Below are 25,731 nucleotides of genomic sequence, written 5' to 3'. Positions count from 1 at the left end.
GCGCTTGCTGCTCAGGCGCCCTGCACGACGATCACGTGCACCCGGTACGGCCCATGCGCGCCGAGCACGATGGTCTGTTCGATATCGCCGGTACGCGAAGGCCCGGCGACGAAGTTGACCGCACGCGGCAGTTCGCCGCGTTCCTTGCGGATCAGTGCGAACGCCTCTTCGTGACCTGAGACGATGCGCGAGGCCGGCACGATCGCAATGTGCGTTTCCGGCAGCAGACCGGCCGAAGCATAAGTTTCAGGCCCCGACAGCAGCACCAGCGTGCCGGTCTCGGCGGTCGCACAGAAGCAGCCGGTGACACCGACCACGTCGCCGTCTTGCGGCTTGCGAAACTCGACGGTGAGGCCGGCTTCGGCCCAATGCAGATCTTGCAGCGTTTGCCAGGCGATGGCCTGCAGCGGCAACGCATGCTGCGTGAGGTAGCGGTGCGCCGCGGCCGGCACGTCGCTCAATGCTGCAACCGAGTCCACCGTAGTCGCCATTTTTTGCGCTTCTTCAATGAAGCGCGCAACGAGGTCGGCCGGCATCTCCGGACGCGGGCCGGCAGGATGCCGCGCGAGATAGTCCGCCGCAGCCTCGCGCTCGGAAGCGGACGGCTCGGGCTCGCGCCCTTGCGCCGCGCGGATGCGCGCCAGGATGTTGCGGCGTGCAATCGATGTGTCCATGTGCGAAATCCTCGTGTCGACAGCCGTGCGATATGGCGAGAATTATACCGGCCACCCTGCGCGCGAACATCCTGGCCGAATGGTCTATTGCCGCGCATCGCACGCGCGGCATAAGCTACCGGCAGCTCGCGATGAACCGCGTTAATTCGCCGCCTCTTCCTCGGGCTGCGCAATGCCAAATACCTGGCGCAGGTAAGCGAGGTAAGCCTTGTCTTCGCACATGTTCTTACCGGGCGAGTCCGACAGCTTCGCTACCGGCTGACCATTGCAGCGAACCATCTTGATGACGATCTGCAGCGGGTTGTAGCCAAGGTCGTTGGTCAGATTCGTGCCCACGCCGAAGGCCAGCTTGCAGCGGCCGCGGAAGCGCTCGTAGAGTTGCAGGACTTTGGGAATGTCGAGCGCGTCGGAGAACACGAGGATCTTGGTGCGAGGGTCGCAGCGATTCGCTTCGTAGTGCTTGAGCAGGCGTTCGCCCCAGTCGAACGGATCGCCGGAATCGTGGCGCGCGCCGTCGAACAGCTTGCAGAAGTACATGTCGAAGTCGCGCAGGAACGCCTCCATGCCGTACACGTCGGAGAGCGCGATGCCCAGGTCGCCGCGGTATTCCTTGGCCCACATTTCGAAGCCGAAGATCTGCGAGTCGCGCAGCCGCGGGCCGAGCGCCTGGCACGCCTGCAGGTATTCGTGCGCCATCGTGCCGAGCGGCGTGAGGCTGTGCTTCATTGCGTAGAACACGTTACTGGTGCCGGCGAACTGCTCGCCGAGGCCTTCCTTGAGCTTGAGGATCACTTCCTCGTGCCATTGCTTCGAGAAGCGGCGCCGTGTGCCGTAGTCGGCGATCTTGCAGTCGGCGAATTCCGGACGCGCGCCGAGCAGTTGAATCTTGTCGACGAGACGCCCGCGGCCTTCGCTGTAGTCCGGCATTTGCTGGGTGTTGCGGAAGTAGACTTCGTTGACGATCGCGAGCATCGGAATCTCGAACAGGATCGTATGCAGCCACGGCCCTTTGATCTCGATATCGATTTCGCCATTGCCCTTCGGCGACGCTTCGATCGAAATGTATTTTTCGTTCAGATGGAACAGCGCGAGAAACTCGATGAAGTCGCCCTTGATGAAGCGCATGCGCCGCAGGTAGTCGAGCTCGTCGTCGGTGAAGCGCAGCTGGCAGAGTTTGCGCACTTCGTCGCGAATTTCGCCGATGTACGGCACGAGATCGACATTCGGCGTACGGCAGCGGAAGCGATACTCCACATTCGCCGCGGGAAAGTGATGCAACACCACTTGCATCATCGTGAACTTGTACAGATCGGTGTCGAGCAGCGAAGTAATAATCATGATGGTGCGAACTGGACTGCGGAAAACGGAAGGCCTGCCACGAAAGCCGACTCACCCATGCGCGACGGCACGCCCCGTGCGTACCGACCTGACGCATGTTACCCGAATGCGTCGGCATTCAGCGCGCCGCCAGACGCTCGCGCCGGGCGCTCAAGCGAGCCATGCGGCGCACGCCATAAACTAATCACGAAAACGTATAAACGGTGTCGCGCGATGCCGCATGCGCCTCTTGACGTTACGATACAATAGCGCTTTTGGCGTTTCCGCCTCCCCAGATACCGCATGCAGGAGCTGCCTGAATGACTCACGTTGTGACCGAAAGCTGCATCAAGTGCCGCTATACCGACTGTGTCGATGTGTGCCCGGTGGACTGCTTTCGCGAAGGTCCCAACTTCCTCGCGATCGACCCCGATGAATGCATCGACTGCGCCGTGTGCGTGGCCGAGTGCCCGGTGAACGCCATTTATGCCGAAGAAGACGTGCCGGGCGACCAGCAGAACTTCATCGAGCTGAATGCCGAACTCGCGAAGAACTGGCCGAGCATCACCAAGACCAAGGCACCGCTGCCGGAAGCCGACGAGTTCAAGGACGTGAAGGAAAAGCTCGAGCTGCTCGCACGTTGAGCCTCGCTGCCTGTCGCGTCTGCAGTTGAATTCGAATGAAATCGAGATGAACGCAGGGTATTGACAGGCGCTTAAGCTCCTCCTACAATTTCGTTTCTCTGCTGTTTGTTGTTCTGTTCCTCGATAGCTCAGTCGGTAGAGCGCCGGACTGTTAATCCGTAGGTCCCTGGTTCGAGCCCAGGTCGAGGAGCCAAGAATTGCAAAAGCCCGTTAACCAAGACGGGCTTTTTTATGTAGATCAAGCTGTAGTTAATCAAGTTGTACTGCTGTTCCTCGATAGCTCAGTCGGTAGAGCGCCGGACTGTTAATCCGTAGGTCCCTGGTTCGAGCCCAGGTCGAGGAGCCAAAAAATTTGAAAGGCCCGCATTCGTGCGGGCCTTTTCTTTTTGCGCGCCGCACGCCGCCGAACCGCGTCACCCTGACCTGGTCGATCCCCCGCTCGCGTCGCCCGAGACCGTCGGCCGTTATACGATGGCAATTCCCGGCGCACGCCCGCGCCCAACCCAGGCGCTCAATTTCCGGCAAGCACATTCCATGAAACCCACTTTGTTGCGCATCTCGCTTGCGGCGGCTGCCGCCCTCCTGCTGCCGTCGGCGCACGGCGAAGAAGTCGGCAGCGTCAATACCAATTTCCGCGTCACGGGTTCCGACCGCGTGGTCGTCGAGGCCTATGACGATCCAGCGGTTCAGGGTGTGACCTGCTACGTGTCGCGGGCACGTACCGGCGGCGTCAAGGGTACGCTCGGCATCGCCGAAGACCCCACCGAGGCGTCGATCGCCTGTCGCCAGGTCGGCGAGATTCACTTCACGGGCCCGGTGAAGAAACAGGCCGACGTGTTCTCGGTGAGCATGTCGTTCATCTTCAAGTCGCTGCATGTGGTGCGGGTGGTCGACGCGAAGCGCAACTCGCTGGTGTATCTCACCTACAGCGACCGGGTGGTCAGCGGCAGCGCGAAGAACAGCGTGAGCGCCGTGCCGATGCCGGCCGGAACGACGATCCCGGTCAAGTGAACGCCGCCCTACGGCAAAACGCAGTCGGCCGGCACGTCGGCGCGTGACGCGGCAGGGTCGCGACGCGCTACACTGACCGGCCCAGCTGGAATTTCATCGTGACATCCGCCCATCGTTTCCAGGATTCCGCCCGCTACTGGCGCACGCCGCTTCTACCCGGCGCGGACCTGCTCACGGCCGAATATCACGATCACGAGTTCACGCCGCATTGGCACGATGCGTACACGATCCCGGTGATCGTGGCGGGCGCCGAGGGGTATCGCTATCTCGGCTCCGACTATGTCGCCGAAGCCGGCAGCGTACCGATCATCAACCCCGGTGAGTTGCACACCGGCTCGAAGGCGGTCGAGGCGGGTTGGCGGTATCGCGTGATGTATGCGCCGGTGGATTTCATCCACGCCCTTGCCAATGAGGTCAGCGGCAGGCCTCAGGCGTTGCCGTGGTTTGCGCCGGGTGTGATCCGCGATCCGGATCTGGCCGCCCGGCTGGCGCATGCGCATCGGCTGCTGGAGGCGGGCGACGACGCGCTTGCCGCCGAAGCCGCCATGCTCGACGCCTTGTCCACGCTGCTGGTGCGTTACGCGCAAACCCAACCGGCGCGTTCGCGCCTCCCCACCGACGACGCTCGCGTGACGCTCATGCAGGAGCGCCTGACAGGCGACCTCGTCGAGCCCGTCACGCTCGCTGAAGTGGCCCAGGTAGCGGGACTCTCGCCGTTCCACGCGGCGCGTCTTTTCACCCAGACGACCGGCCTGCCGCCCCACGCGTGGCGCAATCAGGTGCGCTTGCAGCGCGCGCTCGCGCCACTGCGCGCGGGGGTTTCCGTCACGGAGGTCGCCGCCGCCAGCGGTTTCACGGACCAGAGCCACTTCACGCGACACTTCCGGCGCATGTTCGGCGTACCTCCCGGGCGCTGGCAAGGCGTCTGACACGGCGCGGGTGCGTGCGTTGCCGGCGAGTTGCGCGTCCTGCTGCCTCAAGCACTCCAGCCGCACCGCAAGACGCAAGACACAAGTGCGTGCTCTTGCCCACGGCCTGCCTGCCCGGCTGCCTCGACCACCCCATGTGCTCGCCAGTACGCGAACGATTGCCGCCTACGCACTGCGGCCTGACCAATCCAACCGCAAGACACGATGTCAGCGTCTACATTACTGGCGACCCGGCGTGCCATCTCATTTGCTCATTCCGGCGGCATGACATGCCCTGGCGCGCGCGCCGCCGCATCGAACCCTTGCCCATCCGCAAGAACGTACAAGCCCCGTCCAGCCACCGCCGCTATGCTTCCCGAATCAAGGAGGCCAGATTGACCCATCCCACCGCAGGCCGGCCCACAAACCCAGGCCATTTCAAAGAGTTCACCGCCGGCGCGCGCGACATCATCCCGATGATGGTCGGCGCGGCGCCTTTTGGCGTCATTTTCGGCACGCTCGTCGCATCCGGCCCGCTGCATCTATGGCATGGCCAGTTGATGTCGCTCGTCGTGTTCGCCGGCTCCGCGCAGTTCATCGCGCTCGGCCTGATTGCCGGACATGCGAGTTTTGCCGTCGTGTGGGCGACCACGCTCGTCGTCAATCTGCGCCATGTGCTGTACAGCGCCACGCTCGCGCCGCACGTCGCGCATCTGCCGGCACGCTGGCGCTGGGCGCTCGGTGCGCTGCTCACGGACGAAGTCTTCGCCGTCGCGTGGGAACACTACCGGCATCGGGAGCCCGGCACGGTCGGCCCGCACTACTTCTTCGGCGCCGGCCTGGCCATGTATCTGAACTGGCAGCTCTGGACCGTAGGCGGCCTGCTGTTCGGCGCGGCGTTCCCGGGCCTGCAATCGCTCGGCCTCGATTTCGCGATGGTGGCCACGTTCATCGCGATCGTCGTGCCGCAACTCGCCGCGCTGCGCTATATCGCGGCGGCCATCACCTCGGGCATGCTGGCCTTCTTCTGGCAGGCGTGGCCGTACAAGCTCGGTTTGCTTGGCGCGGTGTTCGCGGGCGTGGCGATCGGCGTCCTGCTGTCGACGTCGCGGCCCAACCTGCGCGGCAACGGCAAAACCGCGGAGGCATCGCGATGAACTACGTCGTCCTGATTCTCGGCATGGCGGCGATCACGTGGGTGATCCGCGCCGCCGTCTTCGTGCTCGGCGACCGGCTGGTATTTCCGCCGCTGGTGCGCACGGCGCTCGGCTTCGTGCCGGTCACCGTGCTGACTGCGATCATCGTGCCGATGACGGTTGCACCGCACGGCGGCGACGCCGAGCTGACCTGGCGTAATCCGCAACTGGTCGGCGCGCTGGCCGCGGTGCTCGTCAGCGCGTTGACGCGGCGGCCGCTGCTGACCATCGCCGTCGGGCTGACGGTCTTTTTTGTCTGGCAATGCGTCGTGCTGAAATAGACCCACGCCGCTTTCAAGGCAGCGACAGCGTCGGCCGGCCCGCGCCACGCCCGCGCAAGCCAGGCGACGCTTCCCTCTATAGCGGACGCTCCCACCCCGCGCTCCCTTAAGTTTCCCGCCGATCCGCCGTTATGCAGTCGAGGTCCGCTCGTCGGGATACGTCCCGCTGGTTGTGCGGCATCAGGCAGGAATCAAGCGCGCCGGCATCGAACGCCGCGTCTCTCAGGGCCCGCGCGGCCCGGCGGCGTGGCGAGGCCGCGCGGCAGGACCAAACGGGATAACACATGGGTCAAATCACCCTCACGCTCAAAGACGAGACCATCGCGACGCTGCGCAAGGATTTCGATGCTTTCCTGCGGGTATCGCTCAAGCTCGATCCGCAGTTCGCGACGCCGTCGTTTGAGGATTTTTTGCGCGCCAAGCTGCTCGACAACATGGTGCCGCTGACCGAACACGCGGTTCAGCGGATGTTGCAGGGCGGCCAGTACGCCTGGGCGAAACGCACACTGGACAAGGAGTTTCCGGATGTCGTCGCGATTCTGATGCGGCAGGCGGGCGAGTTCGGCTTCGGCTTCGCGGCCCGCTCGGAATGGACGCCGGAGGAACTCGCCAAGCAGTGTCGCGACTGGGCGGCGGCCATCGTCAAGGAAGCGGAAGGCGACGCCGTGCTGATCGACCCGCTCGCGGCGCAGATCAAGAGCGCGGCGCAGGACATCCAGGCGCTCGAGGAAGTCATGCAGACGCCGGCGTGGCGGCTGGTGGAATCGCTGCGTCAGCGTGTCTACGAGGCCAAGGTGGCGTGCGAAACGAGCGTGGGCGGCACCGCACGTGAAAAGCTCGGCGAACTGCGCGGGCTGCTGCGGCTGGGTATTTCGCACGGTTCGTTCCAGAAGCAGGAAGCGCAGCAGATCATGGAGTTCCTGCGCCTGCTCAAGCCGGAAATCTTCGTGGAGGAGCCGTACGACGTGTTTTCGCGGATGGCAGCCTGGCTGCGTAATTTCTTCGTGCCGCCGCGTCCGGCGCCGCAGCAACAGCAGCGGCAGTCGCAGCCGCGCTGAGCCTAAAGAGCCCCAGGAAGCTACCGGTGAGTCGCCGGTAGCCGACGGCGGCGTCAGACGCGCGGCATTAAAGAGCGCGTCGTCGCGCTCTCAATCCCACATCTTCCTGAGTTTCGCGCCGATCTCGATCTTCGCCTGCGCCGCCGCGGCCAGCCCGGCCGCCGTGGGCGCGCTCGGAACCGGGACGCGCGGCCATGCATAGGCATCGAACAATGGCATCAGATGCGCGGGAATGAAGCGCGTGCGCGAGGCCCACACGTGACGGTCGCCCATGTGCGTCTGGTTGTGCACGTAAAAGCGCTGCGGCACGACGATATGCAGGTCCTCTTTCGCGCGCGTCATCGCCACATAGAGCAGGCGGCGCTCCTCGTCGATTTCCTCCTCGCTGCCGGTGCCGAGATCGGACGGAATGCAACCGTCCACGCCGTTCAGCACGAACACGTTGCGCCACTCCTGCCCTTTCGCCGAATGGATGGTGGACAGGATCAGATAATCCTCGTCGATCAGCGGCACGCCGGATTCGTCGCTGGTGGCGTCGGGCGGGTCGAGCGTCAACTCGGTCAGAAACCGTTCACGCGACGGATACGTGCCCGCGATGCTCTCCATCTGCAACACGTCCGCGTGACGGATCGCCGCGTCCTCGTGATTGCGCTCGAGATGCGGCTCATACCAGCGGCGCACCATTTCGAACTCGGCGGGCCACGGTGTCTGGCGCCCGTAGACGCTCGACATCAGCTTGACGAACGGATGCCAGTCTTCCTGCGCCCGAGCCGGCGCGGCGAAGGCGGCCAGCGCGCCGCCGGCGGTGTCGGCGGGGTTGCCGCTGCCCGCGCGCGCGACGACCTCGTCGAGCACTTTTGCCGCGGTCGCGGGTCCCACGCCCGGCAGTAACTGCACGACGCGAAACCCGGCCACGCGATCACGCGGATTTTCGGCCCAACGCAGCACGGCCAGCACGTCTTTCACGTGCACCGAATCGAGAAACTTCAGCCCGCCGAACTTCACGAACGGAATGTTGCGCCGGGTCAGTTCGATCTCCAGCGCGGCGCTGTGGTGCGCGGCGCGGAACAGTACCGCTTGCGACTTGAGCTTCATGCCCTGCTCGCGCGCTTCCAGCACCTGCTCGACGATGTAGCGCGCCTGGTCCGCCTCATCGGCGACGGTCACGAGACGCGGGCGCTGCGCGGAGGCCTTGTCGGTCCACAGATTCTTGGTGTAGCGCTCGCTGGCCAATTCGATCACCGCGTTAGACGCCGCCAGGATCGGCGCGCTCGAGCGGTAATTGCGCTCCAGCGTGACCTGTTTGGCCGGCGGATCGAAATGCGCGGGGAAATCGAGAATGTTGCGCACGGTCGCGCCGCGAAACGAATAGATCGACTGGGCGTCGTCGCCGACCACGGTCAGGCCGCGGCCGTCCGGTTTCAACGCGAGCAGGATCGAAGCCTGCAGACGATTGGTGTCCTGGTATTCGTCGACCAGTACATGATCGAAGCGTCCCGACAGGTCGGCGGCGATGGCCGGCTCGGCGGCCATGTGCGACCAGTACAGCAGCAAATCGTCGTAGTCGAGCACGCTCTGCTTCTGCTTCGCTTCGACGTAAGACGCGAACAGCATGCGTAGATCGGCCTCCCATTCGCGGCACCACGGGAATGCCTTGTCCAGCACCTGGCCGAGCGACGCGCCGGTGTTCACGACGCGCGAGTAAATGGCAAAGCACGTGCCCTTGGCCGGGAAACGCCGCTCTTTCGCCGACAGGCCGAGTTCGTGGCGCACGAGGTTCATGAGATCGGCGGAATCCTCGCGGTCGTTGATCGTGAAGGCTGGCGCAAGACCGATCAGATCCGCGTATTCGCGCAACAACCGCGCGCCGACGCTATGGAACGTACCCGACCACGTCAGCCCTTGCGCGAGCGCGGCTCGTGAACCGAGCGCCGCGCCGGCGATGCGCGTGACGCGCCGGGTCATTTCGAGCGCCGCACGGCGCGAAAAGGTCAGCAGCAGGATGCGGCGCGGATCGGCGCCCTTTACCACCAGATTGGCGACCCGGTGCGCAAGCGTATTGGTCTTGCCGGAGCCGGCGCCGGCAATCACCAGCAGCGCGCCGGGCGGTGCGGCTGGCGTGTCGGCGCCGTAGTCGACGGCTTCGCGCTGCGCGTCGTTGAGCTTCGCCAGCCAGGCGGCAGTGTCGGACGTCGGGGACGGCGAGGAAGGCGCGGGTTCGGCGACTGGGAGCACGATTGTTTAGGCGTTGGGTGGATTCAGAGCGGCGACGCATACTGTATATCCATACAACCCACGCCGACAAGCGACCCTTTTTTAGCCGGATGCGAGATCTGCATGTCATGTGGGCCGCGCGGGCGAACGCGAGCACAAAAAATGGCCCGTCGCACGAGTGCACACGGGCCATTTTTCGCAGGCACGACATCGAGACGTCCGCGCGCCCCGCGTCGGCCGGAGGCGCGAAGTCTGCTATTGCTTCTTCGCGTCCTTGACGTTTGCGTCGGCGGCGGCCTTATCGGCGTCGGCCTGCGCATCCGTCTTCTTCTGGTCGGCCTTGGCCTGCGCGACGGACGCTTTCTTGTCCGCCTTCGATTGTTCCTTGGCCGCCTTCTTGTCGGCGTGGGTAGCCGGCGCCGCAGCCGGATCGCTAGCCTGCGCGAATGCAGCGGACGACACGCAGCCCGCGATCAACGCGGCGACAAGCGTGGTCTTCGTGGAATTGGCGATGCTCATACGGTACCTCCGTTGAATCGAGATGCCCGGACTCAACAGTCCGGTAACGCAGCGGCCGCGGCGGCAAACCGCGCCGCCCCGCCGCTCGCTCGAAACTCAGCCTCAATGCTTGACGTCGGTGCCGTCCGACTGGTCGCCCGTCTGCCCTTGCATGTTCATCTTCATTTCGTTGTTTGCGGTCTGCTTATCCGCCTTCTGATTGATCTTGGCGTCGCGCACCTGCTCCTTGTACTGGAGCTTGGCGGCCTTCTGCTGATCCTTCAACTCCGCCTTGGATGCCTTCTTCGAGGCGCGATATTCGGCGTTAGCCTTCGCGTTGGCGTCGCGCTTCTGCACCAGCGGGTCGGTCGAGCCCGACGCCGTCAGACGCGTCGGCGCCGGCGTCACCGGCTGCACGCCCTGCGCGGCGGGCGCCGCGTCATTGCCTTGCATCTGAACCTGCGGCTGGCCTTGCGCGCCCGCTGCCGGTTGCGCGGTCTGTGCGAACGCGGCTGTGGAAGCAAGGGCCGTAATGGCAGTACCGATCAGAAGCGTACGAATCTGGGTCATGGCTAATCCTCTCCAAGGTTGTTGTGACGCGGGCAACCGGTCCGGCTCTGCGCATTTCAGCGCTTATGGAGCGCGGTCTGCGTGCCTCGCCCGGTCTGCTCGCTGCCAGATAAAAATCCAGCAGGCTTTCCCTACTGACCTGCACTTTACGAGTGGAGTTTGTGTTTTACGACCACCGTTACGGAACGTTTCACTTTCTGACAAACGCATAACATCTGCTTGCAGATGCTCACATGACGGCGGCGCGCACCGCGAACTTCATCCAGGGCAAGCTTCTGGCTTATGATGCGAACCCTTTGCCTGAAGGTGCAAACGCCATGCCCAACCTCGATTTCACGCTTACCGGCGACTACGTCGAACTGCACAATCTCCTGAAGATAACGGGACTGGCGGACAGCGGCGGCTCGGCAAAAATGATGGTGGCGGACGGTGCGGTTACCGTCGACGGGCGGGTCGAAACGCGTAAAACGTGCAAGATCCGCGCGGGTCAGGTCGTCCTGCTCGGCGACACGCGGATTGCGGTCCACGAGGCCTGATACACCGGCTAACCGGCGGAGCTAATAAGCGGAGCTAAAACACGGGCCTGCCACCCCGCGGTCCGAAAACTCGGAGGAACGTGCGCACCAAAATCGTGCCTCTTCCATCGACATCGCCGCGCCTAAGCAATAAGCTGTCAGTTTCAACAGACCAACAATCGGCTGACACACCGGCCGGCGGCTGCCTCGAGCGTCCGCCGAGGCTCATCGAGCCGCTGCCCTCGCCACCGCCCGCGCGCTCGTCGCGCCCGCCGTCGCGCTGTCGCCACTTCCGCCGCCAGGCGCTCCATGACTCAATCCGGCATCACCCGGGTGGCCGCCCGGCTGCCGACCCTGACCCGCCACGCTGCGGACACCGCGCGGCTGGCCGCGCCGCTCGCCATCGCGCAACTTTCGCAAATGGCGATGGGCGTCACCGACACGATCCTGCTCGGCTCGCTCGGCCCCGACGCGCTCGCGGCCGGCGGCCTCGGCGCGAATCTGTTTTTCGTGGTGGTCACGCTGCTGCAGGGCGTGTTGACCTCGGTCAGCGTGAGCGTGTCGCACGCACGCGGCGCCCAGGACGAAGGCCGCGTGCCGCACATCTACTGGACCGGCCTGGTGCTGTCGGTGCTGCTGTCGGTGCCGGCGTTCTTCCTGCTCTCGTTCGCCACACCGGTCCTGCTCGCCTTCGGCGAACCCGCGCTGCTTGCGCACAACGTCGGCGAATATGCGGCGGTGCTGCGCTGGGGCGCGCTCGGCAGCCTGATCGGCGTGGGCCTGATGCGCTCGTTCCTGCCGGCGATCGGCGCGGCCAAACGGCTCTTGTGGGTGTCGCTGGCGAGCGTCGGCGTGAACGGTTTTCTCAATTACGGCCTGATCCACGGCGCCTATGGCCTGCCGCAGCTCGGCTTTCTCGGTTCGGCGGCCGCGACCTCGATCACCGTCTGGCTGAGCGCGCTCGTGTTGATGGCGCTGTTGCACCTGCGCCCGCGTTATCGCCATTTCGTCGTCGCTACCCGGCCGAACGTGCCGCTGATGGGCGAACTGTTCGGCATCGGCTGGCCGGTCGCGATTACCTACGGCGTCGAGTCGACGCTCTTTCTCGCCACCGGCCTGATGGTCGGCCTGCTCGGCGAGTCGCAACTGGCCGCGCATCAGATCGCGCTGAATGTGGCCTCGGTGGCCTTCATGGTACCGCTCGCGATCGGCCAGGCGGCCAACGTGCGCGTCGGCTTCTGGTCCGGAGCCGGCCAGCCGCTCGCCGCGCGCCACGCCGGTTTCGTCGCGCTCGCGCTCGGCGTCGCCTTCATGACGCTGTCGGGCCTCGTGCTGATCGCCGCGCCGCACTGGATCGTCGGCCTCTATTTGCACCTCGACGACCCGGCCAATGCGGCCACGGTCAAACTCGCGAGCTCGCTGCTCGGCGTGGCGGCAATCTTCCAGATTGTCGATGGCATGCAGACGGTCGGCTCCGGCTGTCTGCGCGGCTTGAAGGACACACGTGTGCCGATGATCGCCGCCGCCTTCGGTTACTGGGTGATCGGTTTTCCGACCGGCTACACGCTGGCGTTTCACTTCGGCCTCGGCGCGCGCGGGTTGTGGTGGGGGCTAGCGGCCGGCCTCGCCAGCGTCGCGCTGCTGATGACGCTGCGCTTCCACAAACTGAGCCTGCGGCGCATGCCGGCAACGTCCGGCGGGTCGCCGGTGAAACCCGTTTGACGTTGGGTTGGAAGCGCGTGCTGGCCGCGCCAGGTGGATCGCAGGGGCAAGCAGGCGCGAAACTGTGCCCGTAACGCGGTCCGGCAACGCGGGGTTCGTCGTCGGCCAAATCCACGTGAAGCCTAACCTGCAACGCGGTACTGCCACGCTCGGCGCGCCGCCGCCCGACTCCGGTGGAACGATGCGCACGTGGTTGCGCGTGCAACCATAGACGCACGTGCAATGCGCCGCGAACGGTAAAATATCGTGTTCCGGCTGAGAGACGCGCACCCGCGCCCCACGCCAGAAACTCGCTCGCGCGCCTCAAAAAGGCCAGCGCCGCCCGAAGGCCCATCATCCGCCGACAAGGCTTGCCGCGTTCACGCGGCAGACTCCCGCAAGCGCGCCACCGCCGGTGGCGCGCCGCTCGACCAACCCTGCTTCTCGCCATAAAACATAATCAAGGACCACCCGTCATGCTCGCCCGCGTCACCCGTCTTTTCCCGCTCTGGGCCGTGCTCGTTTCGATTGCCGCGTACTTCTCGCCCGCCTCGTTCGCCGGCGTCGCGCCACACGTCACCACGCTGCTGACGATCATCATGCTGGCGATGGGCGTCACGCTCTCCGTGGCCGATTTCCAGCGCGTCTTCACGCGGCCCGCGCCGGTGATCGCCGGCATCGTGCTGCACTATCTCGTCATGCCGCTTGCGGCCTGGGTGATCGCCAAGGCGCTGCGCATGCCGCCCGATCTCACCGCCGGCATGGTGCTGGTGGGCAGCGTGGCAAGCGGCACGGCGTCGAACGTGATGATCTATCTGGCGCGCGGCGACGTCGCGTTGTCGGTCACGATCAGCGCGCTGTCGACACTCGTCGGCGTCTTCGCGACGCCGCTGCTCACGCGTCTGTATGTGGACGCGTCGATCGCCGTCGACGTGCACGGCATGCTGATGAGCATTCTGCAAATCGTCGCGTTGCCGATCGTGGTTGGCCTGATCGTCAATCATCTGTTCGGCAAGTTCGTGCGCAAGATCGAACCGATCCTGCCGCTGATCTCCATGGTCGCGATCGTGCTGATCATCGGCGCGGTGGTGGGCGGCACGCAAAAGAGCATCGCGTCGGTCGGCCTCGTGGTGATGCTGGGCGTGGTGATGCATAACGGGATCGGTTTGCTCGGCGGCTACTGGGGCGGCCGTCTGCTTGGTTTTGACGAAGCCGTGTGCCGCACGCTCGCAATCGAAGTGGGCATGCAGAACTCGGGCCTCGCCGCGACGCTCGGCAAGCTCTATTTCACGCCGATCGCGGCCTTGCCCGGCGCGCTGTTTTCGGTGTGGCACAACCTGTCGGGCTCGCTGCTCGCGGGGTACTGGGCAGGACGTCCCGCGAAAGGTTCGACGCATGTGGACGGCGGAGAAGTGTTGAACGCCGAACGCGGATAACAGGCGAGCCGCGCGCGTCGCACCTGTCACGGCCCGATGCGCGCGGCCTGCACGATCGTCGTTCAATCACAGTTTCTGCGGTTGTCTCCATGACGTAACCGCAAAGCCCGCAACGCGCGTGCTTCAAGGCGAAAACGCGCCGCCGCGCCCATCTGCAAGATCAAAAGCCCATCAGCCTGATTCCCCTTAGAATGCATTTCTCGGCAGCGTGAGCCGTTCGCCCGCTGCCGCCATGACAAGTCTGCAAACTAGGGGAAAAGCGTGCCGTCGCATCAAGATCAAAGCCGGGCCGCACTGCAACGCATGGGCGAGTCCGGCATGCCTCAAAGAAAATCCGCCTTGGGGACAACGAGACATTTCTTCCTTCTGTGCTGCGCAACGGCATTTTTGACTGCCTGCGCGAGCCGACCGCCCGCCACCGCATTCGACCGTCAGGTCACCCACGCACTCGCCGCCACGGAAACGACACCGCTGCGCACGGCGCTCGCGCCGCTCGAAGCCGCGCATCCGGATCAATCCGGTTTCCGTGTGCTCGCAAGCGGCACCGACGCCTTGCAGATGCGCATCGCGCTCGCACGCGCCGCGACCAAAACCCTCGACATGCAGTACTACATCGCCAACGAGGACACCACCGGCAAGCTGCTGCTCGGTGCCGCGCTTTATGCGGCCGACCACGGCGTGCGGGTGCGCATGCTGGTCGACGATCTGAACTTCAAGGACATCGACCGCATGATGGCGGGCCTGAACTCGCACGACAACATCGAGATTCGCGTGTTCAACCCGTTCGGCAGCGCGCAACAAGGCGTATTCGAACGCACGACCAACGTGTTCACGCAGATCGGCCATTTCACGCGCCGCATGCATAACAAGGCGATGATCGCGGACAACCAGATCGCGATCGTGGGCGGCCGCAATCTCGGCGACGAATATTTCAGCGCGAGCGAAACACTGCAGTTCCGCGATCTCGACGTGCTGGCCGCCGGCCCGATCACCGCCGACATCTCCGCCAGTTTCGACGACTACTGGAACAGCAGCATTGCCTATCCGTTGCGCGTGCTGAACAAGCAGAAGTTCGACGCGAAGGAACTGGACCAGACGCGCGACGACTTGCGTCAGCACTGGCGCACCAACGCCGATCCGTACAACGCCAAGCCGCTGAACGCGACGCCGCTCGCCGCGCAGATCGCCAACAATCAGCTCGGCTTGACTTGGGCGCCGGCCGAGTTCAAAGCGGACTTGCCGGAGAAGATCGTGCATCCGTCGCCGGATTATGTGAGTCCGCCCATGCAGCGGCTCGGCGAATTGATGCGCGACGCGCAGAAGGACTTTCTGATCATTTCGCCCTACTTCGTGCCACACGATTCGGGCGTCAAGGCGGCCGGCGAACTGACGCATCGCGGCGTTCGCATCGCCGTGCTGACCAATTCGCTCGCCGCCACCGACGCGGTCGCCGTGCAGGCGGGCTATAGCCCGTTTCGCGTGCCGCTGCTGAAACAGGGCATCGAGTTATACGAATTCAAGCCGCAGCAGGACACGCCGACCGCGGGCGTTGCCGGCTCGCGTTCGCGCGCCAGTCTGCACGCGAAAACCTATGTGATCGACCGCAAGATTCTGGTGATCGGTTCGATGAATCTCGACCCGCGTTCGGCCAATCTGAACACCGAACTGGCGCTGGTGATTCACAGTCCGCCGCTCGCCGAACAGGTCGCGGGAATTTTCGAGCGCGCCACCGGGCCTGAGGAAAGCTATCGCGTCACGCTCGCGGACGACGCGCAACTCGCCTACTTGCGCTCGATCGGCGCGCCGCTCTCGCCGCTCGTGTGGACCGACGTCGAAAACGGCGCGCGCCGCACCTACATTTTCGATCCGCAGGCCGGCTTGTACCGGAATGCGCTAACAGGTCTATTCTCCTTATTGCCCGTCAACGCAGAACTTTGATCAGCGGAGTGGAACATGACTGAAGACGTACGAATGGAGCGCGACACGTTCGGCGAAATCGCCGTGCCGAAAGCGCGTCTATGGGGCGCGCAGACCCAGCGCTCGCTGCAGAATTTCCGCATTTCGACCGAGAAGCAATCGCCTGAACTGATCACCGCGCTGGCCGTGATCAAGCGTGCCGCCGCCGAAGTCAACCTGGGCCTCGGTGTGCTCGACGAAAGCAAGGCGAAGGCGATCATGCAGGCCGCCGACGAGATCATCGAGGGCAAGCATCCGGATGAATTTCCGCTCGCCGTGTGGCAGACCGGCTCCGGCACGCAGACCAACATGAACCTCAACGAGGTGATCGCGAATCGCGCCAGCGAGCTGCTCGGCGGCGAACGCGGCGAAGCGCGCAAAGTGCATCCGAACGACGACGTGAATCGCGGGCAATCGTCGAACGACGTGTTTCCGACCGCCATGCACGTGGCCGCGGCGTATGCGATCGTCAAACATCTGCTGCCGGCGCTGAAGACGCTGCGCGATACGCTCGACGGCAAGGCGAAGGCGTTCGCCGACATCGTCAAGATTGGCCGCACGCACTTGCAGGACGCCACACCGCTCACGCTCGGTCAGGAGTTTTCCGGCTACGTCGCGCAACTCGACCATGGCAGCCGGCACGTGGAATCGGCGCTGCCGCATCTTTACGAACTGGCGCAGGGGGGCACCGCGGTCGGCACCGGTTTGAACGCGCATCCGCAGTTCGCCGACAAGGTGGCGGCCGCGATCGGCAAGCTGACCGGTTTGCCGTTCGTGTCGGCGCCGAACAAATTCGAAGTGATGGCCGCGGCTGATGCGCTGGTGTTCGCGCACGGCGGGCTGAAGACTGTGGCGGCGAGTCTGAACAAGATCGCCAACGACGTCCGCTGGCTGGCAAGCGGCCCGCGCTGCGGCCTCGGCGAACTGTCGATTCCGGAGAACGAGCCGGGCAGCTCGATCATGCCGGGCAAGGTCAATCCAACCCAGTCAGAAGCGCTGACGATGCTGTGCGCGCAGGTGTTCGGCAACGACGTCGCGGTGAATATCGGCGGCGCGAGCGGCAATTTCGAACTGAACGTGTTCCGGCCGATGATCGCGCACAACGTGCTGCAATCGGTGCGTCTGCTCGCCGATGGCGCGCGCAGTTTCAACGACAACTGCGCGGTCGGCATCGAACCGAATCACGAACGCATCGAGACCTTGCTCAACGAATCGCTGATGCTGGTGACGGCGCTCAATCCGCACATCGGCTACGACAAGGCCGCGAAGATCGCCAAGAAGGCGCACAAGGAAGGCACCACGCTGAAGGCCGCGGCGTTGGCGCTCGGTTTCGTCACCGAGCAGCAATTCGATGAATGGGTGCAGCCGAAGGATATGGTCGGCAATTCGGCGAGTTAAGCGAATGCCTGTGATCACGCGCGGGGCGGCTGGCCGCGCCGGTCGCGTGCTTCGCGTGCTTCGCGTGCTTCGCCGAGCAGCGTGATTCAAAACGACAGCAGGCCGCGCGCATTTCAGCTTCGCGCGGCCCGCGAGCGGCGCCTTCGGGCGTCGCTTAAACCTTCCCCTGCGCCACCTCTTCCGGCTTCAGTTCGACGATCGCGTCGAGCGCTTCCTTCACGTCCATCGCGTACCTGGCGAGGCGCTTCTGTTCATCCGTCTCCGGTACGAAGGCCGGCACGGGCACCGGCTGACCGTTCTCGTTGACGGCGACCATCACGATCAGGCAATCCGTGGTTTGCAGCAGTTCGCCGCCTTTCGGGTCGCCCGCGTGCACCGAAACATGAATGTGCATGCTGGTGCGGCCCGTGGCCACCACCCGGGCGCGCAGCTCGACCAGGTTACCGACGAGAATCGGCCGCCGAAAGCGGATATTGCCCACGCTGACCGTCACGCAATAGCGACCGGACCACACCGCCGAGCACGCGTACGCGGTTTCGTCGATCCACTTCATCAACGCGCCGCCGTGCACCTTGCCGCCGAAGTTGACCGAGCTCGGCTCGGCCAGAAAGCGGAAAGTGGTTTCGGAACGGTCCAGCGGCGCTGCGGAAGGGTTGCTCATCTTGACTCCGGTCAATCGGATGCATTGAAAGGAGGCGATTATACGAGCGCAATATTGACCCGTCGTGGCTGGGCTTGCAGCGCACGGGTAAAGTCCGGCGGGAGCGCGAGTTTGGCTTTCGGGGAGCTTTCGTTGCGAATGCGCGTTCAGCCCGCCTCGGCAATTTCAGACGCGGCCTCGGAAACGGCCGCGTTTTGCGGCGGGGCCGCCGACATGAAGCGCTCGCGATAATCGAGCGGAAGCACGCCGAAACGCCGCAGAAAAGCCCGCCGCAAGTTCTGCTCGCTGCCGAATCCGCAGTCGAGCGCGATCCGCTTGAGCGGCCGGCGCGATTCGGCGAGCGCGCGCGAAGCCGCCTCCAGCCGCAGCGCCGAGACGGTTTTAGCCGGCGTGCGGCCGACCTCGTCGACGTAGCGCCGCGCGAAGGTGCGCGGGCTCATCCGGGTTCGTTCAGCGAGCCGCTCGACCGACAGGTCGTCGCGCAAATGCGCCGTCATCCAGCTATGCAGCGCCTCGAACGGCCCATTCGCCGAGGCCTGCGCCGCCAGCGCCGCGCTGTACTGCGACTGGCCGCCGGGCCGCTTCATGAAGACCACCAGCCGCCGCGCCGCCTGCATCGCGACCGCGTGGCCGACGTCCTCCTCGATCAGCGCCAGCGCCAGATCGATGCCCGCCGTCACGCCCGCAGAGGTCCACACGACGCTGTCGCCTTCGCCGCGCCCGGCATCGCGGATAAAGATCGGATCGGCATCCACGTGGACGTTGGGAAACCGCTGCGCGAGGCGCGGCGCTTCGCGCCAATGCGTGGTCGCGCGACGGCCGTCGAGCAGGCCCGCCGCCGCCAGATAGAACGCGCCGGTGCACACCGAGCACACGCGCCGCGCACGTGGCGCATGGCGCCGGATCCACGCGACGAGTTCCGGCTGCAGCGTGCAGTGTTCGTCAACGGGGACGCCGGGAACGATCAGGGTGTCGATCGGCTGATCGTCGAGTGAGTCGAGCCGTTCGGTGACGATCGGCAAACCCGGGAAGGTCTGCAAGATGCCGCCGTCGATCGAGGCCACTGTCGTACGGTAGGCCACGGGTTGCGGCACGCGGCGGCTGGGGCTGGGTGAGCTGGCTGCACTAGCCGCACTGTACGGATTAGCCGCGTCGTCCGAACTAGCCGAACTTGCCGAGTTAGCTGGACCAGCCGAATTGGCCGAACTGATCGATATGCCCGTTCGGCCCGCGTCGCAGGCGCCTCCCTCATCGCTGCCCACAGCTTGGGCCACGCCAGCGCCGGCCGTCCCGGCGACCGTCAACTCCGCACGCCAGAACGCCTCCAGCGGTCCGCAAGCGTCGAGCAGCACCAGATCCGGTGCGACCGCGAAAACGATATGACGCACCGCCATCAGGACACCTCCGCCATTAATTGCCGCTTGCGCGACCACGCGTACCCGAGCGTGGCCAGCGCCGCCGCCGCGAGCAGCGGAAATATCGCGGCATTGATCGTCGCCCAGCCGAAACGGGCCAGCAATTGACCTGCAAACAGCGAACCCAGCGCGGAAAACGCGAACGTCGTGAACTCACTGGTGGCCTGCGTCTTGGCCCGCTCCGACGGCCGGTACGATTGCGCGAGCAGCGTCGAGCCGCCGACAAACATGAAATTCCAGCCCACGCCGAGACAGGCGAGCGCCGCATAGAAATGCGGCAGATCGGTCGAACGCAAGGCGAGTACGCCGCACAGCGCAGACAGCGCAATGCCCGTGCCGATCACCCGCAGCACGCCGAAGTGTTTGATCAGCCGCGCGGAAAAGAGCGACGGCGCGAACATGCCGACCAGGTGCCACTGGATGATCTGCGCGCCGTCGCCGATCGTGTGGCCGCAGGCGACTGCGGCGATCGGCGTCGCGGTCATCACGAACATCATCACGGCGTAGCCGAGCGCGTTGTTGGCGAGCGCCGCCGCGAAGATCGGCTGCCGCACGATCTCGCCGAGCGGCCGCGCCGCCTCGTGAGTTGCCGCTGTGCTCGCGATGGGCGCCTTATCGCGATACAGCAGTGTCAGCAACGCAATCGATAAAAGCCCGAAGCCCGTGACCAGCGCATACGAACCCGCGAATGCGACCGGCGCCAGCCAGTCCTTGCTCCACGCGGCAAGCAATGGTCCGCAGACGGCGGCCACCACGCCGCCCGCCAGCACGGTCGAAATCGCGCGGCTTTTGTCGTCGATGCCGACCGCGTCGGCGGCGGCGAGGCGGTAGTACTGCGCGAATGCCTGGAACACGCCAACGGTCGCCGTGCCGGCGCAGAAAGTCCAGAAACTCTGATGAAAGATCGCCCATACGGACACCGCGCCGCCGAGCGCGCCGACGCCCGCGCCGAGCACGAAGCCGGCACGCCGGCCGACGCGCGCCATCAGGAACGACGCGAAGATAGTCGTCAGCGCGGCGGCGACGGTGATCAGCGAGAACGGCAGCGTGGCGAGCGCTTTATCGTCGGCGAGTGTGTAACCGACCAGACCGGTCAGCGTCAGATCGATCGATACCGATGACGTGTACAGCGCCTGGCACACGGCCAGCACGCGCGCGGCGCGCCGGTCGTGCGGATCGGTCTCGCGCAGGCCGGCTGAACGGGCGGGGACGGTGGAAGCGGCGGACGGTGGCATCGAAAGGTCCAAGGCGGCGGAAGTGAGATGACCCGATCGTCACATGAATGCCGGTGGCAGAGATGCCAATGGTGCATCAATTTCTGCCACGCGTGATCAGTGGCCGGCCGCTCGCCTATTTGTGGACCGAGATTCCTTCGTCGATTGTGCCGTACATCGTGATGCTGCCGGTGCCCGCGCTTGAGCCTGACGCGCCGCCGCCCTGCGCACATGCGCCGAGCAGCAATGCCGCGGCAACGACGGCAAGGAGAGTTTTCATGGCTGCGTGTTTCCTGCTAGGACAGGCTTCGATTCTAGCCTGGCGGTCTTGGGCGGCACCGAAGCGCGGCTCGCGGGCCAACACCCAACCCGCTACCCGCTACCTGCCTGCCAGGTTTTCGTAGCTGCTGCATCCGACCCTTCACGCTAAGCTGAAACATCGAATCGCGCGGCCCGATACAGTGGCCTACATGGCGCGACAAAAGCGCTGCTCTCCGGAGACATCAGATGCCTGCCACTCTCGCAGACGAACAGAACCAGCACCATTTCCCCGGCTTGAGCCGCATCGGCGCACTGCTCGCCGATCCCGGCCGCGCCGCCATGCTGTGGGCGTTGATGGACGGCAGCGCTCGCCCGGCCGGTGAGCTGACGATGATCGCGGGGCTCTCGCCGTCGGCGGCCAGCGCCCATCTCGCGCGCCTGACCGACGGCGGCCTGCTCGCACTCGAAGTGCGTGGCCGGCATCGCTATTTCCGGATCGCGTCGCCGGATATCGCCGCGTCGATCGAAGCGCTCGCCAACGTCGCGCAAGTCAGCGCGCCGCAGCGTCCCGTGCCGCGCCCCGCGCGCACCGTGCCGCTCGACATGCGCTACGCGCGCACCTGCTACGACCACATGGCCGGCGAATTGTCGGTGCGCGTGTTCGAGCGGTTGGTCGAAGGCGGTCTGCTGACGCTGCATGGCACGTCGCTGGAAGCGACCGCCGACGGCATTGCCCGCCTCGCCGACTGGGGCATCGACACGTCGGCCCAGAAAAGCCGACGCCGGCGCTTTGCCTGCACCTGCCCCGACTGGAGCGAACGGCGTCCGCACCTGGGCGGCGCCCTCGGCGCAGCGCTGCTCGATTCGTGGACTTCGCACGGCTGGGTCGAGCGCACCGAGCGGCCGCGAATTCTGCGCATCACGCCGACTGGGCATCGTCATTTCGACGCGTTTCTCGCCGCGTGATGCGCACCTGAGTGCGTGACGCGGTTACAGGAAATCGGCAACCAGCTTACGAATCGCCTTATCGAGACCTTTTGTTACACGCTGGTGAGGCGGCCTTACAAAAGTGGGGGTCTTGAAACAAACGCCGCGGGTACAGTGACTGCACGGATGCCGCACGATGCCGCGTCCGTCGGAGCCAAATCATGAGAACAGTCATCCCACACCGCTATTCGAACCGCCGCGTTATCGGCTATACGCTGATCGCAGCCGCCGCCTTTCTGCTGGCAGGCCAGGCCACCTTTGCGCAGGAAATCGAACAGGCGCCGCAGAGCGCCGCCGCCACGCAGAACACCGATCCGCCTGGCCGCGTCGCGCGTCTGAACTACACGGCGGGCGCCGTGACCACCGAACCGGCCGGCGCCACCGACTGGTCGTACGCCCAGGTCAATCGCCCGCTCACCACCGGCGACCAGTTGTGGAACGATCAGAACGCGCGCTCGGAGTTGCACATCGGCTCGACCGCGGTGCGCCTCGGACCGTCCACCAGCCTCGATCTGCTCAACCTCGACGACAACAGCGCGCAACTCAAAGTCGCGCAAGGCACGTTGACGGCGCGCGTGCGCGAGCTCGCACCGGGCTCGTCCTACGAGATCGATACGCCCAATCTCGCACTCGGCCTGAACGGCCCCGGCGACTATCGCGTCGATGTCGCACCCGACGGCAGCAGCACGACCGTCACCGTGCGCAGCGGCGGCGCCACGGTATACGGCGACAGCGGCCAGGTGCCGATCGCGGCCGGCCAGCAGATCCGCTTTGGCGGCACCAACCTGCAACAGCTCGCCGACAATGGCGCGCCTGGCCTCGACGCCTTCGACCAATGGGCGGCCGGCCGCGACGCCGCGGAAGACCGCTCGGTGTCGGCGCGCTACGTGTCGCGCGACATTCCCGGCTACCAGGACCTCGACGCCAACGGCACGTGGCAAAGCTCGCCGCAATACGGCGAAGTCTGGGTGCCGCGCGGCACGCCCGCCGGCTGGGCGCCGTATCGCGACGGCCACTGGGTGTGGCAGGCGCCGTGGGGCTGGACCTGGGTCGACGACGCGCCATGGGGCTTCGCGCCCTACCACTACGGCCGTTGGGCTCAGGTCGACGACTCGTGGGCGTGGGTGCCGGGACCGGTCGCGGTCAGCGAGCCGCCCGTCTACGCGCCGGCCCTCGTTGCCTTCGTGGGCGGCGGTGGCGGCGGCGTGAACTGGGGGGTGGATCTGGCGATCGGCGGAGCGGTCGCCGCCGGCGTCGCGTGGTTCCCGCTTGGGCCAGGCGAGCCGTGGCATCCGCATTGGGGCGGTCACGATCACTGGAGTCCCGGCTACTACAACCGCGTCAACCGGACGACGATCGTCAACAACTACAACCGCAACGTGAATGTGACCAACATTCACAACACATACATCAACTACCGCGCGCCGGGCGCCGTGACCGCAGTGCCGGCGACGGCCTTCGTGCACGGACAGCCGGTTGGGCGCTTCGCCCAGAAGGTCGATCCGCGGCAATGGCGCAACGCACAGATCAACCCGGGCGGTCCGGGCATCGCGCCGGTGCGGGAGAGTTTCGGGCCGGGCCAGCGCAACGCGAATTACCGGCCGCCGGCGGCGGTGACGACGCGTCCGGTGGTGGCGACACGTAGTCCGGTGATGCCGGCGGCCTACCACGACAGCCTCGCGCAGCGTTTCGCGCAAAGCGGCGGACGGGTGCCGGGCGGCGGTCAGCCTATCGTGCGGACCTCGGTGCCGGCGCACATGGCGGGCGGACCGGGCGCGCTGCCGGTGCAGAACGTGCGGGTCGTGCAATCGCATATCGCCGGACGTGCGCCGGGGATGGCAGCCGGTGCGCCGGGTGGACCGAATGGAATGCAGCAGCGGCCGGGCGAAGCACCGCATGGCGGCGAACCGCAAGCGCGGCCGGGCATGCCGCCGCAGATGGCCAACCAGCGGCCGCAGGCTGGCGAGGCGGGCCATCCGTCGAACGGTGTGCCGCGTCCGCCGCAAGCGAACAGTGGCAATCCGGCGGGGTTTGCACAGCAGCAGCAGCAGCAGCGGGGTATGCCGCCGCAGGCGGGTCAGCAGCCGGGCGCGAACCCGGGTTTAAACGAGCGTCACGAGCCGGCCTGGACCCAGCCGCACACGCCGATGGCGCAGCAAGCCCAGCAGCACGGCGGCCCGCAGCCGCAGACAGGACGGCCGGAGTTCGCGGCGCAACAACCCGGCGCGCAGCAGCACGGCGCGCCGCGTCCCGCGGAGAATCCGGCGGCCCAACAGCAACAGCAGCAGGCGCGTCAGCAGGAGATTCGCCCGCAACCGCAACCGTCGCAGCAGCAGGCCCAACCGCAGCGTCAGCCTGAGCCGCGGGCGCCGCGTCCGGCAGAAATTCAGGCGCAGCAACAGCCGCGTCAGCAGCAGGCGCAGCAGCAACCCCGGCCGGAGTTCCATCCGCAGCCGCAGCCGCAACAGCAACCGCGTCAGGAGCCGCATCCGCAGCAGGCGCAGCAGCCGCGTCCTCAGGCACAGCCGCAGCACGGCGACCAGCATTCGGGCGGCGGCAACCACGACGAGCATCGCAAAGGCTGAGCGCCTCCCGCCGGCGGGTTGGCACGGAGCGTAAAAAAACCGCCGCGATTCGCATCGCGGCGGTTTTTCTTTATGCGAATGGGCAGCTTTCCGACCCGCCCGAGGATCAAACAGCCATCGGTGCCGTGAGCGGCTCATGATGCCGGTAGCCGACCAGCGAGAAATCCGACGGCTCGATCTTCTCGAGCCATTCCGGCTCGTACACGCCGGTTTTCGCATACTCCGGCACGCGCTCCGAGATCGCAAAGGCCGGGCTTTCGTACGGTTCGCGCTTGAGCTGCTGCTGCAACATGTCGAGCTGGTTCTCGTAGATGTGCGCGTCGCCGATGAAATAGGTGAACCAGCGCGGCGTGTAACCCGTCAGTCGTCCGACCAGATGCAGCAACGCCGCGCCTTCGGTCAGATTGAACGGCGTGCCGAGTCCGATGTCATTACTGCGAATGTACAGGCACAGCGAAATCTCCTTGGTCACCGCATTGGGCAGGAACTGATACAGCAGGTGGCAAGCCGGCAACGCGATCTGGTCGAGCACAGCGGGGTTCCACGCATGAAACAGAATGCGCCGGTCCGCCGGGTTTTGCATGATCGTGTCCAGACATTGGCGCAACTGGTCGATCGCCTTATACAGCAGGATTTTGTTGCTGCCGTCTTCCTCGAATTCGGTCACCACCTGGAAGCCGCGTGCGGTCGCGTCGGCCAGCTGCGCGCCCGCGTTCGCGTCCAGCACCTTGTAGGCCGGCCACTGGCGCCACTGCACGCCATATACGTCGCCGAGGTCGTCCGGACCCTGGCGATACGGATTGGCGAGCCATTGCGGATTCTGGTTGGCATTCGCGTCCCACACCTTGCAGCCGAGATCGCGGAAATCCGCGGCGCTGCGCGAGGCGCGCAGGAACCCGACCAGTTCGCCCACCGCCGATTTGAACGCCAGTTTCTTCGTGGTGACCGCCGGAAAACCTTGCTGAAGGTCGAAGCGCAACATCGCGCCCGGCATGCTGATGGTGCGGATGCCAGTGCGATTCTCCTGCCACGTGCCGGTGTCGAGAATCGTGCGGACGAGGTCGAGGTATTGTTTCATTCGGGTTCCTTCGAGGCGCGTGCGAGTCGATCCGGGCGCCACGGAGATTGAGCGGAAAACCCGATTTTAACAAGTGCGGCGGGACGACGCCCGGTCGTGACGCGCGGCATCAAAAATATCGAGGGAAAAGGTGAGACGAAGTGTTGCGAGTTT

23 protein-coding genes and 2 tRNA genes are annotated in these 25,731 nt (G+C 65.4%); 15 read left to right on the top strand and 10 right to left on the bottom strand.

Annotation, left to right across the window (positions count from 1 at the left end; genetic code table 11):
* Positions 1–11: 11 nt before the first annotated feature.
* The gene (locus B0G82_RS11205) at positions 12–674 is read right to left on the bottom strand and encodes a lactate utilization protein C (RefSeq protein WP_121307398.1); all 663 of its coding nucleotides are present in this window, start codon (positions 672–674) and stop codon (positions 12–14) included.
* Between the two features lie 141 nt (positions 675–815).
* Positions 816–2,012, bottom strand: coding sequence for a nicotinate phosphoribosyltransferase (gene pncB / locus B0G82_RS11200; protein WP_121307397.1), 1,197 nt, complete (start codon positions 2,010–2,012; stop codon positions 816–818).
* Between the two features lie 299 nt (positions 2,013–2,311).
* Between pncB and fdxA the strand changes: the two genes are divergently transcribed.
* The 8 genes from fdxA (at position 2,312) to B0G82_RS11160 (ending at position 7,089) form a co-directional block, all read left to right on the top strand.
* Positions 2,312–2,635: a ferredoxin FdxA gene (fdxA, locus tag B0G82_RS11195; protein ID WP_012433908.1), complete on the top strand. Its 324-nt coding sequence runs from the start codon at positions 2,312–2,314 to the stop codon at positions 2,633–2,635.
* Between the two features lie 117 nt (positions 2,636–2,752).
* Positions 2,753–2,828 (top strand) — tRNA-Asn (locus B0G82_RS11190).
* 77 nt (positions 2,829–2,905) lie between these two features.
* Positions 2,906–2,981 (top strand) — tRNA-Asn (locus tag B0G82_RS11185).
* Between the two features lie 188 nt (positions 2,982–3,169).
* The gene (locus B0G82_RS11180; protein ID WP_116148296.1) at positions 3,170–3,646 is read left to right on the top strand and encodes a CreA family protein; all 477 of its coding nucleotides are present in this window, start codon (positions 3,170–3,172) and stop codon (positions 3,644–3,646) included.
* 98 nt (positions 3,647–3,744) lie between these two features.
* Entirely contained in the window at positions 3,745–4,575 is an 831-nt protein-coding gene (locus B0G82_RS11175) for an AraC family transcriptional regulator (RefSeq protein WP_116139669.1), read from the top strand.
* A 374-nt stretch (positions 4,576–4,949) separates the two neighbouring features.
* Complete coding sequence (locus B0G82_RS11170; protein ID WP_121307396.1) at positions 4,950–5,711, top strand: AzlC family ABC transporter permease; 762 nt, start codon at positions 4,950–4,952, stop codon at positions 5,709–5,711.
* Positions 5,708–6,031 (top strand): AzlD domain-containing protein, encoded by a 324-nt coding sequence (locus B0G82_RS11165; protein ID WP_121307395.1) that lies wholly within the window; start codon positions 5,708–5,710, stop codon positions 6,029–6,031. The genes B0G82_RS11170 and B0G82_RS11165 overlap by 4 nt, the downstream gene beginning before the upstream one ends.
* A gap of 284 nt (positions 6,032–6,315) precedes the next feature.
* The gene (locus tag B0G82_RS11160) at positions 6,316–7,089 is read left to right on the top strand and encodes a DUF4088 family protein (RefSeq protein ID WP_121307394.1); all 774 of its coding nucleotides are present in this window, start codon (positions 6,316–6,318) and stop codon (positions 7,087–7,089) included.
* A 90-nt stretch (positions 7,090–7,179) separates the two neighbouring features.
* On the opposite strand, the gene B0G82_RS11155 is transcribed toward B0G82_RS11160, so the two are convergent.
* The 3 genes from B0G82_RS11155 to B0G82_RS11145 form a co-directional block, all read right to left on the bottom strand.
* Complete coding sequence (locus tag B0G82_RS11155; protein ID WP_121307393.1) at positions 7,180–9,324, bottom strand: ATP-dependent helicase; 2,145 nt, start codon at positions 9,322–9,324, stop codon at positions 7,180–7,182.
* 234 nt (positions 9,325–9,558) lie between these two features.
* The gene (locus B0G82_RS11150) at positions 9,559–9,822 is read right to left on the bottom strand and encodes a hypothetical protein (protein WP_121307392.1); all 264 of its coding nucleotides are present in this window, start codon (positions 9,820–9,822) and stop codon (positions 9,559–9,561) included.
* Between the two features lie 102 nt (positions 9,823–9,924).
* Positions 9,925–10,371 (bottom strand): hypothetical protein, encoded by a 447-nt coding sequence (locus B0G82_RS11145; protein ID WP_116139661.1) that lies wholly within the window; start codon positions 10,369–10,371, stop codon positions 9,925–9,927.
* A gap of 317 nt (positions 10,372–10,688) precedes the next feature.
* On the opposite strand from B0G82_RS11145, the gene B0G82_RS11140 reads away from it, so the two are divergent.
* The 5 genes from B0G82_RS11140 to fumC all read left to right on the top strand — a co-directional run bounded on the left by B0G82_RS11140 (position 10,689) and on the right by fumC (position 17,377).
* Entirely contained in the window at positions 10,689–10,907 is a 219-nt protein-coding gene (locus B0G82_RS11140) for an RNA-binding S4 domain-containing protein (protein ID WP_011489423.1), read from the top strand.
* Between the two features lie 288 nt (positions 10,908–11,195).
* Positions 11,196–12,608: an MATE family efflux transporter gene (locus B0G82_RS11135; protein ID WP_121307391.1), complete on the top strand. Its 1,413-nt coding sequence runs from the start codon at positions 11,196–11,198 to the stop codon at positions 12,606–12,608.
* 455 nt (positions 12,609–13,063) lie between these two features.
* Complete coding sequence (locus tag B0G82_RS11130) at positions 13,064–14,023, top strand: bile acid:sodium symporter family protein (protein WP_116139657.1); 960 nt, start codon at positions 13,064–13,066, stop codon at positions 14,021–14,023.
* A 303-nt stretch (positions 14,024–14,326) separates the two neighbouring features.
* Positions 14,327–15,961 carry a phospholipase D family protein gene (locus B0G82_RS11125; protein WP_199730130.1) on the top strand — a complete coding sequence of 545 codons (1,635 nt, stop codon included), beginning with the start codon at positions 14,327–14,329 and terminating at the stop codon, positions 15,959–15,961.
* Between the two features lie 15 nt (positions 15,962–15,976).
* Complete coding sequence (gene fumC / locus B0G82_RS11120; protein WP_121307390.1) at positions 15,977–17,377, top strand: class II fumarate hydratase; 1,401 nt, start codon at positions 15,977–15,979, stop codon at positions 17,375–17,377.
* Positions 17,378–17,531: 154 nt separating this feature from the next.
* On the opposite strand, the gene B0G82_RS11115 is transcribed toward fumC, so the two are convergent.
* The 4 genes from B0G82_RS11115 to B0G82_RS40035 form a co-directional block, all read right to left on the bottom strand.
* Positions 17,532–18,038 carry an acyl-CoA thioesterase gene (locus B0G82_RS11115; RefSeq protein ID WP_116139653.1) on the bottom strand — a complete coding sequence of 169 codons (507 nt, stop codon included), beginning with the start codon at positions 18,036–18,038 and terminating at the stop codon, positions 17,532–17,534.
* A gap of 146 nt (positions 18,039–18,184) precedes the next feature.
* The gene (locus B0G82_RS11110) at positions 18,185–19,432 is read right to left on the bottom strand and encodes a helix-turn-helix domain-containing protein (RefSeq protein WP_121307389.1); all 1,248 of its coding nucleotides are present in this window, start codon (positions 19,430–19,432) and stop codon (positions 18,185–18,187) included.
* Complete coding sequence (locus tag B0G82_RS11105; RefSeq protein WP_121307388.1) at positions 19,432–20,688, bottom strand: MFS transporter; 1,257 nt, start codon at positions 20,686–20,688, stop codon at positions 19,432–19,434. Before B0G82_RS11105 ends, B0G82_RS11110 begins: the two co-directional genes overlap by 1 nt.
* A 115-nt stretch (positions 20,689–20,803) precedes the next feature.
* Positions 20,804–20,947 carry a hypothetical protein gene (locus B0G82_RS40035; RefSeq protein ID WP_199730076.1) on the bottom strand — a complete coding sequence of 48 codons (144 nt, stop codon included), beginning with the start codon at positions 20,945–20,947 and terminating at the stop codon, positions 20,804–20,806.
* 227 nt (positions 20,948–21,174) lie between these two features.
* On the opposite strand from B0G82_RS40035, the gene B0G82_RS11100 reads away from it, so the two are divergent.
* Both B0G82_RS11100 and B0G82_RS11095 read left to right on the top strand, forming a co-directional pair.
* The gene (locus B0G82_RS11100; RefSeq protein ID WP_121307387.1) at positions 21,175–21,894 is read left to right on the top strand and encodes a helix-turn-helix transcriptional regulator; all 720 of its coding nucleotides are present in this window, start codon (positions 21,175–21,177) and stop codon (positions 21,892–21,894) included.
* A 182-nt stretch (positions 21,895–22,076) separates the two neighbouring features.
* Complete coding sequence (locus B0G82_RS11095) at positions 22,077–24,500, top strand: DUF6600 domain-containing protein (protein ID WP_121307386.1); 2,424 nt, start codon at positions 22,077–22,079, stop codon at positions 24,498–24,500.
* Positions 24,501–24,606: 106 nt separating this feature from the next.
* On the opposite strand, the gene B0G82_RS11090 is transcribed toward B0G82_RS11095, so the two are convergent.
* Positions 24,607–25,578: a thymidylate synthase gene (locus tag B0G82_RS11090; protein WP_116139646.1), complete on the bottom strand. Its 972-nt coding sequence runs from the start codon at positions 25,576–25,578 to the stop codon at positions 24,607–24,609.
* Positions 25,579–25,731: the final 153 nt, after the last annotated feature.

Source organism: Paraburkholderia sp. BL17N1, from assembly GCF_003634175.1.
GTDB lineage: Bacteria > Pseudomonadota > Gammaproteobacteria > Burkholderiales > Burkholderiaceae > Paraburkholderia.
Note: the sequence above shows the minus strand (reverse complement) of the source record. Positions and strands in the feature narration are given on the sequence as shown.

Bases quoted from the DNA above. Each gene is read 5' to 3' on its own strand.
- B0G82_RS11140 (WP_011489423.1), top strand. From the start codon at position 10,689: ATGCCCAACCTCGATTTCACGCTTACCGGCGACTACGTCGAACTGCAC.
- B0G82_RS11145 (WP_116139661.1), bottom strand. From the start codon at position 10,371: ATGACCCAGATTCGTACGCTTCTGATCGGTACTGCCATTACGGCCCTT.
- B0G82_RS11105 (WP_121307388.1), bottom strand. From the start codon at position 20,688: ATGCCACCGTCCGCCGCTTCCACCGTCCCCGCCCGTTCAGCCGGCCTG.
- B0G82_RS11115 (WP_116139653.1), bottom strand. From the start codon at position 18,038: ATGAGCAACCCTTCCGCAGCGCCGCTGGACCGTTCCGAAACCACTTTC.
- B0G82_RS11135 (WP_121307391.1), top strand. From the start codon at position 11,196: ATGACTCAATCCGGCATCACCCGGGTGGCCGCCCGGCTGCCGACCCTG.
- fdxA (WP_012433908.1), top strand. From the start codon at position 2,312: ATGACTCACGTTGTGACCGAAAGCTGCATCAAGTGCCGCTATACCGAC.
- B0G82_RS11205 (WP_121307398.1), bottom strand. From the start codon at position 674: ATGGACACATCGATTGCACGCCGCAACATCCTGGCGCGCATCCGCGCG.
- B0G82_RS11130 (WP_116139657.1), top strand. From the start codon at position 13,064: ATGCTCGCCCGCGTCACCCGTCTTTTCCCGCTCTGGGCCGTGCTCGTT.
- B0G82_RS11125 (WP_199730130.1), top strand. From the start codon at position 14,327: ATGGGCGAGTCCGGCATGCCTCAAAGAAAATCCGCCTTGGGGACAACG.
- B0G82_RS11160 (WP_121307394.1), top strand. From the start codon at position 6,316: ATGGGTCAAATCACCCTCACGCTCAAAGACGAGACCATCGCGACGCTG.
- B0G82_RS11165 (WP_121307395.1), top strand. From the start codon at position 5,708: ATGAACTACGTCGTCCTGATTCTCGGCATGGCGGCGATCACGTGGGTG.
- fumC (WP_121307390.1), top strand. From the start codon at position 15,977: ATGACTGAAGACGTACGAATGGAGCGCGACACGTTCGGCGAAATCGCC.
- B0G82_RS11180 (WP_116148296.1), top strand. From the start codon at position 3,170: ATGAAACCCACTTTGTTGCGCATCTCGCTTGCGGCGGCTGCCGCCCTC.
- B0G82_RS11095 (WP_121307386.1), top strand. From the start codon at position 22,077: ATGAGAACAGTCATCCCACACCGCTATTCGAACCGCCGCGTTATCGGC.
- B0G82_RS11110 (WP_121307389.1), bottom strand. From the start codon at position 19,432: ATGGCGGTGCGTCATATCGTTTTCGCGGTCGCACCGGATCTGGTGCTG.
- B0G82_RS11100 (WP_121307387.1), top strand. From the start codon at position 21,175: ATGCCTGCCACTCTCGCAGACGAACAGAACCAGCACCATTTCCCCGGC.
- B0G82_RS40035 (WP_199730076.1), bottom strand. From the start codon at position 20,947: ATGAAAACTCTCCTTGCCGTCGTTGCCGCGGCATTGCTGCTCGGCGCA.
- B0G82_RS11150 (WP_121307392.1), bottom strand. From the start codon at position 9,822: ATGAGCATCGCCAATTCCACGAAGACCACGCTTGTCGCCGCGTTGATC.
- B0G82_RS11090 (WP_116139646.1), bottom strand. From the start codon at position 25,578: ATGAAACAATACCTCGACCTCGTCCGCACGATTCTCGACACCGGCACG.
- pncB (WP_121307397.1), bottom strand. From the start codon at position 2,012: ATGATTATTACTTCGCTGCTCGACACCGATCTGTACAAGTTCACGATG.